General features: G+C 41.8%; 8 protein-coding genes and 2 pseudogenes. All 10 read left to right on the top strand.

Translation table 11 applies throughout. From position 1 onward, the window contains the following. Positions 1-117 precede the first annotated feature (117 nt). Positions 118-1,596 (top strand): N-6 DNA methylase, encoded by a 1,479-nt coding sequence (locus J4N44_RS04785; RefSeq protein WP_252044898.1) that lies wholly within the window; start codon positions 118-120, stop codon positions 1,594-1,596. Beyond that, complete coding sequence (locus tag J4N44_RS04790) at positions 1,596-3,386, top strand: restriction endonuclease subunit S (protein WP_252045082.1); 1,791 nt, start codon at positions 1,596-1,598, stop codon at positions 3,384-3,386. The genes J4N44_RS04785 and J4N44_RS04790 overlap by 1 nt, the downstream gene beginning before the upstream one ends. Before the next feature lie 15 nt (positions 3,387-3,401). Then, positions 3,402-4,679 (top strand): DUF3696 domain-containing protein, encoded by a 1,278-nt coding sequence (locus J4N44_RS04795; protein ID WP_252044899.1) that lies wholly within the window; start codon positions 3,402-3,404, stop codon positions 4,677-4,679. Further along, positions 4,676-5,218, top strand: coding sequence for a hypothetical protein (locus J4N44_RS04800; RefSeq protein ID WP_252044900.1), 543 nt, complete (start codon positions 4,676-4,678; stop codon positions 5,216-5,218). The genes J4N44_RS04795 and J4N44_RS04800 overlap by 4 nt, the downstream gene beginning before the upstream one ends. Continuing rightward, a complete protein-coding gene (locus J4N44_RS04805; protein WP_252044901.1) occupies positions 5,179-5,895 on the top strand; it encodes an RNA ligase family protein in 717 nt (238 codons plus the stop codon). The genes J4N44_RS04800 and J4N44_RS04805 overlap by 40 nt, the downstream gene beginning before the upstream one ends. Positions 5,896-5,918: 23 nt before the next feature. Then, the gene (locus J4N44_RS04810) at positions 5,919-6,875 is read left to right on the top strand and encodes a toll/interleukin-1 receptor domain-containing protein (protein ID WP_252044902.1); all 957 of its coding nucleotides are present in this window, start codon (positions 5,919-5,921) and stop codon (positions 6,873-6,875) included. A 91-nt stretch (positions 6,876-6,966) separates the two neighbouring features. Further along, positions 6,967-8,178 (top strand): annotated as a pseudogene (locus J4N44_RS04815) (TniQ family protein). Positions 8,179-8,180: 2 nt separating this feature from the next. After that, positions 8,181-10,266, top strand: a pseudogene (locus tag J4N44_RS04820) (type I-F CRISPR-associated protein Csy2). Positions 10,267-10,272: 6 nt separating this feature from the next. Further along, positions 10,273-11,304 (top strand): type I-F CRISPR-associated protein Csy3, encoded by a 1,032-nt coding sequence (gene csy3, locus J4N44_RS04825; RefSeq protein ID WP_208443904.1) that lies wholly within the window; start codon positions 10,273-10,275, stop codon positions 11,302-11,304. 8 nt (positions 11,305-11,312) lie between these two features. Continuing rightward, complete coding sequence (gene cas6f / locus J4N44_RS04830) at positions 11,313-11,918, top strand: type I-F CRISPR-associated endoribonuclease Cas6/Csy4 (protein ID WP_252044903.1); 606 nt, start codon at positions 11,313-11,315, stop codon at positions 11,916-11,918. Positions 11,919-12,841: the final 923 nt, after the last annotated feature.

The raw sequence follows: 12,841 nt of genomic DNA on the forward strand, positions 1-12,841 counted from the left end.
CCAAATAATAATAAAGGTCGCGAAATGCTGGCCTTTATTACTTTTTACGGCACTAATCAGGTCCTTATACCTGATATAATACCGCCTTAATTTTAGAATACGAAAAGTAAGAAAAATATGTCTATCAGTTCAGTAATTAAATCTATTCAAGACATCATGCGTAAAGATGCGGGGGTCGACGGCGATGCGCAGCGTCTAGGTCAAATGTCTTGGCTATTGTTCCTTAAAGTATTTGACGCTCAAGAAGAAGAGTTAGAGCTCGAACTGGACGACTACAAATCACCAATCCCAGAACAATATCTATGGCGTAATTGGGCTCAAGATGCCGAAGGCATTACCGGTGAAGCGCTGCTTGAGTTCGTAAACGACGACTTGTTCTACAAACTGAAAAACTTAACTGCACCTGTTGATCTAAACCCGCGAGGCTTTGTGGTGAAAGAAGCCTTTAGCGATGCGTTTAACTACATGAAAAACGGTACGTTGCTGCGCCAAGTGATCAACAAGCTGAATGAAATTGATTTTACTGACTCTTCAGAGCGCCACCTGTTTGGTGATATCTATGAGCAAATCCTGAAAGACCTGCAAAGCGCGGGTAACGCGGGTGAATTCTACACCCCTCGTGCCGTGACTCGTTTTATCGTTGACCGCCTAGATCCTAAGCTTGGCGAATCTATTATGGACCCAGCAACGGGTACGGGTGGCTTCCTTGCTTGTTCATTCGATCACGTTAAAAACAACTACGTGAAAACGGCGGCTGACCATCAAACGCTGCAAAAGCAAATCCACGGTGTAGAGAAGAAACAGCTTCCGCATCTACTGTGTATCACCAACATGATGCTGCACGGTATTGAAGTTCCAGTGCAAATCAAACACGGTAATACGCTGAACAAGCCGCTTTCAAGTTGGGACAGTAACATCAATGTGATTGCGACCAACCCTCCGTTTGGTGGTACAGAAGAAGACGGCATTGAAAAGAACTTCCCAGCCGAAATGCAGACGCGTGAAACTGCCGATCTGTTCTTACAACTTATTATTGAAGTGCTTGATGAAAACAACGGTCGAGCAGGCGTAGTACTGCCAGATGGCACATTGTTTGGTGAAGGCGTTAAAACCAAAATCAAAAAAATGCTGACTGAAGAGTGTAACCTGCACACTATCGTTCGCTTACCGAATGGTGTGTTTAACCCATACACAGGTATCAAAACCAACATTCTGTTCTTCACCAAAGGTAAGCCAACTAAAGACGTATGGTTCTACGAACACCCATACCCAGAGGGCGTGAAGAACTACAGCAAAACTAAGCCAATGAAGTTTGAAGAGTTCAAACAAGAGCAAGAGTGGTGGGGCAGTGAAGACGACGGTTTTGCTTTTCGTGTTGAGAATAACCACGCTTGGAAAGTCTCGATTGAAGAGATCATCGAGCGTAACTTCAATCTCGATATTAAAAACCCATATCAAGAAGAAGTTGTCAGCCATGATCCACAAGAGTTATTGGCAAGTTATGAACAGCAGCAACAAGATATCACAGATCTGCGTAACAAGCTGAAAGGCATTCTTGGTGATGCTCTGAAATCATCTGTAGGTGAGGGTGAATGATGAGCTTTGACCAAACACCTATCAATCAGTTGATTACAGACAATATCGATACTTGGACTTCAACGGTAAAAACTAAAGCAACCACAGGGCGTGGCAGTAGTAAAAAGCTAGAGTTGTATGGCGTTAAGAAACTGCGTGAGCTGATCTTAGAGTTAGCGGTGCGAGGTAAGTTAGTACCTCAAGATCCAAGTGATGAACCAGCTTCTGTTCTGCTTGAGCGAATTGCTGCGGAAAAAGCTCAGTTGGTGAAAGATAAGAGGATTAAGAAACCTAAAAAGCTATCTGAAATTAAAGAGGAAGATGAACTTTTTACACTGCCTAAAGGCTGGGCTTGGGCACGTTTAGGTACGGTAGGTAATGTGTTTAATGGAAACAGTATTAGTACAAGATTAAAATCAGAAAAATACTCAGATGGTGTTGGATTACCATACCTTTCAACTAAAGACATTGGTTATGGGTTTGATAAACTATCTTATACTGTTGACACACATGTACCTGAAAACGAACCAAAATTTAAACTTGCACCCAAAAACACAGTGTTGATTTGTGCTGAAGGTGGTAGTGCAGGTAAAAAGTGCGGATTAGTTGATAGAGATATATTTTTCGGGAACAAGCTGTTTGCAAATGTTCCATATAGCGGGATTAAGTCTAGCTTTCTTCTGTCACTTTACCTAACGCCATTATTTTTTGAACAGTTCTCAGAGAAAATGACTGGTATTATTGGTGGTATATCGGTTTCAAATTTTGTTGAATTACTTGTTCCTGTGCCTCCTCAAGAAGAACAACACCGCATTGTCGCCAAAGTCGATGAACTAATGACACTCTGTGACCAACTAGAGCAACAAACCGAAGCCAGCATTGCGGCACATCAGGTATTGGTAACAACGCTGTTAGACACGCTAACCAACTCTGCAAATGCTGAAGAGCTAATGCAAAACTGGCAAATGGCTGCGGAGCATTTCGATACCCTGTTCACCACAGAAGAGAGCATCGACCAGCTAAAACAAACCATCCTACAACTGGCGGTAATGGGTAAGCTTGTCCCACAAGATCCAAATGATGAACCTGCTGCAAAGCTGCTTGAGCGTATTGCGGAAGAAAAAGCGCAGTTAATCAAAGAGAAGAAAATCAAAAAGCAGAAAGCACTGCCGCCGATTTCTGATGATGAAATGCCGTTTGAACTACCAAATGGTTGGGAGTGGTGTCGAACAGGGGAGGCAGGCAACATACAGTTGGGTAGGCAGCGTTCTCCGAAAGATCACTCTGGACCTCACATGATCCCTTATCTTCGGGTAGCAAACGTTCACGACAATAGAATTGATACATCAGATGTAAAAGAGATGAATTTTACACCTGAAGAACAAAAAGTATATCGATTAGAGTATGGTGATATATTACTGAATGAAGGCCAAAGTAAAGAGCTTGTAGGTCGACCAGCCATGTTTAAAAATGACGTGGCGAACGCTTGTTTTCAAAACACGTTACTCAGATTCAAAGCTCACAATAATATTAGCTCTGAATACTCTTTACTTTATTTTAGGCACTGCTTGTATTCTGGGCGCTTTCAGAAGGCAGTAAAACAAACGACTAATATGGCTCACCTAAGTGCTGCACGTTTGATTCCAATTGAATTCCCTTTGCCTCCTGCTGAAGAACAAATCAAAATTGTTAAGAGAGTAAACCAGCTATCAGGTATGTGCGATGAGCTAAAACAACGTCTTCGCGATAGCCAACAAAGACAATTTCAGCTTACTGACGCGATTGTTGAGCTGGCGATAGTTAGGGTCTAGAAAACAGGATAATTTATGTTTAAGAGAATAAAACTTACCAATTTTAAAGCGTGGCGTGAGTCAGGAGATGTCGATCTTGCACCTGTGACTCTTTTGCTTGGTGAAAACTCAACAGGGAAATCTAGCCTCTTACAAAGCCTGTTATTAATGAAACAGACGGCAACATCCCCAGATAGAACGATTCATTTAAATCTGGGTGGAGACGAGGCAAATGACTATGTGGACATGGGATCATTTGACGATCTATTAACGAAAGATCCTGAAAACAGAAAAATTTCTATTGAAATGGATGTTGTCGGAAGACAAGGCAGCAGCTTTCTAAAAATTGATTATGTTCAGGATTCCAAAAAAAGCCCCGTTATCGATCAACTCCAACTCAGTAAAGATGGTGAAAATTGGTTCAGAGCTCAGCGTTCTGACAAAGGGGCTTTTAATATTTATTTGCCAAATGAGACTCGAACTAGCTTGAAAAGTAGAGAGTATTCGCCTGAGCGTGGTGTGTCATTTTCTAAAGATGCAATTTACAATTTGGGACCAAGTGGAAGTGACGTAGAAGACATCAGCCTATCGGTATTAAGGGATCTTGAGGTTGTCTCTTACTTAGGCCCTCTCAGAAGCAAGCCTAGAAGAACGTATATTTGGAATAGAACTCGGCCAGGAATCATCGGAGTTGATGGTAGCGAGGCCGTTTTTGCATTGTTAGCTAGTAATAATACATCAGGCAAAAAGAGCGATGGCCTAGTTGAAGCGGTATCAAAGTGGCTCAAAAAAATGCGCATCGCCGATAAGCTTGAGGTCAAACATATTGGTGCAGGTAACTACAACATACTTGTTCATCGAGATGGTGTAGCGGCAAATCTAATTGATGTTGGCACAGGTGTGTCGCAAGTGCTTCCTGTGCTTGTATTAGCATATTTCGCACCAGAAAAGTCAACGATTATCTTAGAAGAACCTGAAATCCATTTGCATCCTCTGGCTCAGTCATTACTTGCTGAGTTATTCTTGGAAGTTAGCTTAGAACGTGATGTTCAATTTATCGTTGAGACACATTCCGAGCACTTATTCAGACGTATGCAAACTTTGGTTGCAACCCAAAAGGCGAAGCCAGATCAGTGTGCACTGTATTTTGTTGAACGAAAAAATTCAGATGCGGTGTTGAAAACATTGAGTATGGATAAATATGGAAGACTAGAAGAATGGCCGAAAAACTTTTTCGGTGATGCTACTGGTGAATTGAGAAAGCAAGCTCAAGAAACGATGCAACGAATGAAAGCAGAGCGAGCGAAACAATGAGGAGACATGTAGTTGATACTAACGTACTTATTGTAGCCAGTGGAGAGCACCCTGAATCCCCCTTTCGCTCTGAAAATCACCCAGTTGAAGACGCTAAAGAGGCAAGTAAAGTCCTTGATTGGCTGGTAGATTTTGATAAGAGCTGCCGTCATATGGTCGTAGATTATGACTATGAAATAATGGGTGAATACGATAATAAGCTCACCGATCAAGATTATGGTAGACGTGTTCTATTCGATAAGATGGATAGAAAACAGGTTGACTTCGTAGATATCGAGTGGGATAGCAACCCCGCTCACACTACCAAAGTTGCCGTTTTAAACGAGCCTTTAAAAACAGTTGTTCATGACCTCGCGGATACAAAAATGGTCGCTGCTTGTATTAAAGCAAATGAAGAACAACCAGAATGTACGATTGTTAATGCTTGTGATACCGATTGGTATGATTGGGAAACCGAATTAGTGGCTGCAGGCGTCAATGTTCATCAGCTTATTGATGATTGGAACAAAAAGAGCTGGGGAAAAAAGAAAGCAAAATGATACCTGAATTTTTCCGATTTCCTCATACTCCCCATATCGCTTGGTTAGGTGGTCGAGAACCTAGGGGTGATAAACTACTGTCACCATTAGAAGTGGAATCTTTTTTATCTTCAGAGCTAGTTGTTGAGGAGAAAGTTGATGGGGCTAATGTGGGCCTCTCAGTTGATCAGCATGGGGAATTAAGAGCACAAAATCGAGGGGCTTGGATAGATAAAGGTGTAGGTGGTCAGTTTAAGCATTTGTGGAAATGGATAAAACAATATGAGTATCAACTTAAACTAGCTCTTGATAAGGATCTAATACTTTTTGGTGAATGGTGTTATGCCGAGCACTCAATTGGTTATGAAAAGCTACCAAATTGGTTTATTGGTTTTGATCTCTATAGTCGATCAGCAGGCAAATTTTATTCTGTTAAAAGAAGGAATGAGGTTCTAGTGAATGTGGGTATCCCCATTGTTTCACCGTTGAATCAAGGTAGATTTAGTCTCAAAGACTTGAAATTGATGTTAGACCAACCGTCATATTACGGTGCTAATAAAATTGAAGGTATTTATTTGAGGAAGGATAAAGGGAACTGGCTTGAGAAACGAGCCAAATTAGTCAGGGCTGATTTTACTCAAACTATTGATGAACACTGGTCTCGTAAGCCTCTAATTCCAAACAAAATTCAGTATTGATTTAAAGTAGAGAGGGAGAGGTAATGGCAAATTTATTTTTTTCGTACTGTCATGTTGATGAAGAGCTACGAAATGAATTAGAAGTCCACCTTGCTATGCTTAAAAGACAAGGACTGATTACTACGTGGCATGATCGCCGAATTGTGGTTGGTTCTGAAATTGATCAAGATATTAGTCAAAATTTAGAAGATTCAGATGTAATTCTTCTTTTGGTAAGTGCTCATTTCTTGGCTTCAAATTATTGCTATGAAAAAGAAATGGTTAGAGCACTAGAAAAGCATGAACTCGGGGAAGCGAAAGTGATCCCTGTCATTCTACATCCGTGTGATTGGCATCATGCACCCTTTGGAAAGCTGTTGGCAACACCTACAGATGGAAAGCCGGTAAGCATGTTTGCGAATCAACAAGAAGCATTCACAATTATCGCAAAACAGATCAGAGTGGCAATTGAAGAACTTCCAAGTAGTCCCATCCCCAAAAGTGTTACTAGCTTCATTAGTCCTCAACCTCCTATCAAGTCAGAAAGCGTCGCTTTACCACGTTCGAGTAATATGCGACTAAAACAAGAGTTTAGTGATCATGATAGAGATTGCTTTTTGGAGACAAGTTTTGACTACATAGCTCGTTATTTTGAAGGCTCTTTAGAAGAACTAGGTAATCGGAACCAGCAGATACAAGTTCGTTTTAAGCAAATTACCTCGACACGTTTTTGTGCTTATATTTATGAAAACGGCAGTCAGAAGAGCGTGTGTAATATTTGGTATGGTAGTGGGCACTTTGAGCGCAATACTATTTGTTATTCAAGCTCTGAGAATGATAACAGTATGAATGATTGGCTAAGTGTTGAAAATGATGGTTTTTCATTGTATTTAAAAGCTAGCGGGATGAATTTTTATCGAACAAGTGACACGGAAGAACAACTTACGCAACAAGGTGCAGCAGAATACTTTTGGTCGTCTTTTATTCATTCTCTACAGTGATCTGCTTTCATACTTATCACAGTTAAAATTTGCATTAATGGGAATATCAGCGAAACTAAAACTTAGATATTCTAAGTTTTAGTGGTGACATGTGAAAACGGACATTCAACTTTACCCTGACGAATCGCTCGAAAGCTTCTTGTTGCGCTTGTCGCAAGAGCAAGGTTACGAGCGATTTTCTCATTTTGCCGAAGATATCTGGTTTGACACGATGGATCAGCATGAAGCGATTGCTGGTGCCTTTCCCTTAGAACTCAACCGAGTCAATATCTACCACGCTCAAACCACAAGCCAAATGCGAGTGCGGGTTCTTATCCACCTTGAGACCCAATTAAGGCTCAACAACTTCGGTGTATTGCGCCTAGCGCTATCACATTCTAAAGCTCAATTCTCTCCGCAATACAAAGCTGTTCATAGGTTTGGTGTTGACTACCCTTATGCTTTTGTTCGCAAACGCTTCACGCCTATTTGCCCTCTGTGTATTGACGAAGCACCCTACATTCGCCAGCAGTGGCAACTTATCTCTCACCAAGCTTGTGAACATCATGGCTGTAAACTGGTTCATCACTGTCCTGAGTGTAAGTCGAGACTTGAATATCAAAGTACCGAGAGTATTAGCCAATGTGAATGTGGTTTTGAGCTCTGAAACTCGCCTGTAGAGGATGCGCCAGAGGCTGAGGTGTTGGTCGCTCGATGGTTGTCAAGAAATGATTCAAAACCCTTGGGATTGTTAACGGGGGAAATGACATTATCTGAGCGCTATGGTTTTTTTCTTTGGTATGTAAATCGCTATGGTGATATCGATGACCTCAGTTTTGAGTCATTAGTTGAATACTGTAGCGCTTGGCCAACGGCGCTATGGCAAGACCTCGATACCTTGAAAGAGAAGGCAGAACTTGTTCGAGTAAAAGATTGGAAGAAGGTGTTTTTCAATGAAGCCTTTGGCGATCTGCTTAAAGATTGTCGTCAGTTACCCAGTCGGCAGTTGAGTCACAATATCGTGCTTGCACAGGTGTTAGCTTACTTTACAAAGCTAATGGCAACAGTGCCCTCAAGCGCCAAAGGAAATATCGGTGATGTACTGCTCAGCCCCATAGAAGCTTCTACATTGCTTTCTTGCACCACCGATGAAGTGTATCGGTTGTATGAGTTTGGTGAGATTAAAGCCGCTATCAGGCCGCGAATGCATACAAAGATAGCGAGTCATGAATCGGCGTTTACTTTAAGAAGTGCCATCGAAACAAAGCTGACTCGAATGAGCTCTGAAAGTGATGGTTTAAGTGTATATCTGCCTGAGTGGTAATTATGACGAAATTAAGTGACTTATTAGCAATTGAAGACGAAGCAGTAAAGCAGGTTACGCTAAAGAAGATGTTCATGCCTTATACAGAAGATGTCTGTGTTGAAGGGTTTGAAAAAGAAGCGTTAACGATTTTGCTTAATCTCAGTTCAAGCCATCAATCAGATAGGTGCTCGGATTGGTTGGATGTTGCCCGAGCTAAAAGGCATTTAAAAGCGACTGAGAACTTAGAAGCGTCCCTTGATGAAATTAAATGGTTCCACACTCATAATCTCAAGTTTCCAGACTGCCGAGTTAAAGATCAGCGGATAGTCGCGCAGCCTCTTACGACAACCGAGGTATTCATTTCAAGCGGAGTATTAGAGCAGCGCTTGGGGTGGGCGCATAACTCTGCGGTATATCGTCACACATTGTGGTTATTGAATCCTTTTAGTTGGCAATCACAGCCCGTATGCATCCTTTCACTTATCAAGCAAGAAAGCTCCATTTGGATTGAGTTGCTCAACGAATTCGGTCTAAGTGCTAAGTCACTTGCTCGCTTAAAACATACAATTGAAGAGCAACTCCCTGATAATCATTTTCCCGATAGCGTCAGTTCTTACAGTAAGCAGCTACGGTTTCCATGGGGGGATAATTATATTTCGTTGACCCCAGTGGTCAGCCATGCCATTCAGAGCGAGTTAGAAGTGAGATCGAGAAATCGAGAAAGTAAGCTTAGCTTTGTGTCTTCGTCACTGCCAAATTCTGCAAGTATTGGGAACTTGTGTGGCAGTTTAGGTGGGAATATGAAAGCCCTAAACTACCCGCTAGACGTCAAACCAGCGAGAGGTGGAGTTACCTGAAAGTCGAAAAAAGAGTGGTCACTACTTTGATGATTATCAGGTAACTAACGCCAAAATTTGTCAGGTGTTAAACCACTTAATTGGATCAGAACCATCAAAAACACAGAAGCAAAGAGAGAGTGCTCGCAAGGTTAGAAGTAAGATATTGCGAAAGCAGATAGCCCTTTGGATGCTTCCTTTAATTGAGTTAAGAGATATCGTTGATGCTGATCCTAATCAACAGCAATTGGAACATGATGACACTTTAGCTCAAGCCTTTCTGGCGCTACCAGAATCGGACCTAGGCTCCTTAGCCAGTGAGTTTAATCGCCGTTTACATCTTACGTTTCAGAATAATAAGTATGCTGCCAAGTTTGCCTATCACCCTAAGCTTATGCAGCTCGTTAAAGCCCAAATTGTATGGATTCTCGAACAGCTCAGTAAACCTACTGGTAATGCAGATAAGGTAACGGGCGAGCAGTATATCTATTTGTCATCAATGAAAGTGCAAGATGCTGTCGCAATGAGCAGCCCTTATTTGTGTGGTGCTCCTTCTTTGACGGCTATTTGGGGGGTCATGCACCGTTATCAAAGGGAGTTCAATAAGCTAGTTAATTGTGATTCCCTGTTTGAATTTTCGAGTTTCTCTTTTTATGTCCGAAGCGAGAACATTCAATCGACCGCGAAGCTTACCGAGCCTAACTCGGTTGCTAAAGCTAGAACGGTTTCGAACGCGAAACGACCTACCATTCGTAGTGAACGATTGGCGGACCTAGAAATAGACTTAGTTATTAGAGTTCATAGTGAAAGCCGAATTTCAGATTTTAAGGCTGCGCTTAAAACGGCACTTCCCGTTGCTTTCGCCGGAGGGGCGTTATACCAACCACAGCTCTCGACGCAGATTGAGTGGCTAAGGACGTTTACCAGTAGGAGCGAGCTTTTCCATGTCATAAAAGGTTTGCCAGCCTACGGGCGCTGGTTATATCCAAGTGACAACCAGCCGAGTGACTTTGATGACCTAGAGCATTTAATAACGAAAGACGCTAATAATTTGCCAGTTTCTATTGGCTACCATTTGTTAGAACGTCCAACTAAACGGTGCAACTCGATCACCGATTGTCACGCCTATGCAGAGAATGCGATAGGGTTAGCTAAGAAAGTGAATCCGATAGAAGTACGTTTTAGTGGAAGAGATCACTTTTTCAACCATGCCTTTTGGTCGATAGAATGCAGTAGCGAAACTATTCTTATAAAAAACTATAGGGATTAATCGTTTATGGAACTTTGCACTCAGCTGAACTACGTTCGATCACTCTCTGCTGGCAAAGCATATTTCTACTATCTATCTAAAAGTGGTGAGATGTGCCCCCTTGAAATTGATAGAACTAGGTTGCGCGCACCAAAAGGTGGTTATGCAGAAGCATACAAAGGGGGCAAGTTTGTAGAAAAGAATGTTGCTCCACAAGATTTAGCTTACTCCAATCCTCAGTTCATCGAAGAGTGTTATGTCAAACCTGGTGTTGATGATATCTACTGTGCATTCCCCCTTCGAATTCGAGCCAACTCTCTAACTCCAGATACCTGTATTGATGATGAAGTGCGTTCTAAACTTTCGTTACTTGCTAAAACATATCAAGAGCTCAATGGGTATCAGGAACTTGCTCTACGATACGCGAAGAACATTCTGCTTGGTAGTTGGCTTTGGAGAAACAGAGAGTGTCGAAAATTGTCGATAGAAGTGACCACCAGTGATTCACAAACCTTGATTGTAGAAAACGCAACAAAGCTTTCTTGGTATGGTCATTGGGATGAGGCGTCAGCAGAATGCCTAGAAAAGCTCACAGCCTATTTGATGCGAGCCCTGTCTGACCCAACCGAATATTTCTATATGGATGTCAAAGCTAAAATTGGAGTTGGTTGGGGGGATGAGGTTTACCCAAGCCAAGAGTTTTTAGATAGCCGAGAAGATGGTGTTCCTACTAGGCAGTTAGCTACTGTCGAATTATTGAACGGAGAGGAGACTGTTGCATTTCATGGTCAAAAAATTGGTGCAGCGTTGCAATCGATTGACGATTGGTGGCATGAAAACGCAGATAAACCATTAAGAGTGAACGAATATGGGGCAGATCGAGAATACGTTATAGCAAGGCGACACGTGTCCCATGGAAATGACTTCTATCAACTGCTCAGAAATACAGAGAACTGGATCGAAAGTATGACAGCTTCTCAGACCATCCCAAATGACGTGCACTTTATTATGTCGGTCTTGATCAAGGGTGGTCTCTTCAATTGTTCCAAAGCGAAGTAAGGATGATTATGACGAAGCGTTACTACTTCTGTATACGTTATACCCCTGTTCAAGCCGACTATGAGCTGTTAGCAGGGCGTTGTATCTCTCAAATGCACTTGTTTATGGTCAATAACCGTCAAGTCATGAATAAAATAGGTGTGAGCTTTCCCGACTGGAGTGACGTTACAGTTGGTCAAACCATCGCCTTTGTTGCTGACGATAAGGAGGTGATGGTTGGACTCTCTTTTCAGCCCTATTTTTCTTTGATGGTAAATGAAGGTCTGTTTGAGATTTCTAGTGTTTGTGAAGTGCCAGACTCTGCGATTGAGGTGAGGTTTGTCCGTAACCAAACGATTGGGAAAAGCTTCTTAGGTTCTAAGAAACGCAGAATCAAACGTAGCATGGCGAGAGCCGAACTATCTGGTTTTGAACCATCGTTGCCAGTAACGAACGAAGAGCGTGTCATCGATAGCTTCCATCGAATACCAATCTGCAGCGGTTCATCTGGGGAAGATTATATGTTGTTTGTACAAAAGGAGCTTGTTAGTGAGCGCGGTGCAGCGAACTTTAATAGCTACGGTTTAGCCACCAATCAAGAAAGAAAAGGCACGGTACCTGAGTTACGTTTTTAACCCTTTTTCTAAAGCTGTTTTTTAGAGATTCAAAAACAATGACTTACAGATGCAAGAAGAAAAAGGGTATTTTGGTGAATTGTGACGTTAAGCATGCAGAATCAGATGTTTAGAGACTATATTCTACAGTGTCCTGCCGTGTAGGCAGCTAAGAATGAGGGCGTTTATTCAGTTCACCGAAAACCTTGGTGTTCTGCCGCATAGGCAGCTAGGAATTCATTAGGGGTAAATGCTAACCTTAACTTCTTGTGTCCTGCCGCATAGGCAGCTAAGAATAGGTCAGGAAGAAAGCAACCGACCTGCTGAACAAGCAGTTAATAAAAACCATCGAGTTTAGGCTTGATGGTTTTTTGTTTATTAGTGTCATGTCAGTTAGGGGAATCAAAAGTTTGTCATACAAACAAGGTCTGACAATTAAAGCTTTTCTAAGCTGTCGTTATTCATTCAGTGTGTTTTCGCTAGACGATTTCGATGGGCAATTCCAGAATCGAAATATCATAATCTGACTTTTTCTTACCCATTCAAACTTTGTGGCTCATTAGAGAACTGGATTATTTGATAGCCTTTGTTAACGCTTTTACTCTGGTATATTGGTTGGGAAGGTAGTGATGAGTGAGGGTTTTGAGTTATGTTTGCACAGACTGAAGTGTGAGAACGAGGAAAGGCGTAAAGGTTGACAAGTTACTCTTTACGCTCAAGTTATAGTGATGACATCGCAACCTCGCTTGTGTGATTTGATTCACAACTATGAGTGCGAGATAAATCTATAGAAAAGTGAAAAACACACGCGATTAAACCAATTTACTGGCTAATTTAGTTATATTGTCTGGGTCTAATGTCTTTTAAGTCCGTACTTCAATCGTAGTAACTATTCATTTCCACATTACCTATTCAAACCGCTCAGGGATAAAATAGTTAGATCT

The organism is Vibrio sp. SCSIO 43155 (assembly GCF_023716605.1).
Lineage (GTDB): Bacteria > Pseudomonadota > Gammaproteobacteria > Enterobacterales > Vibrionaceae > Vibrio > Vibrio harveyi.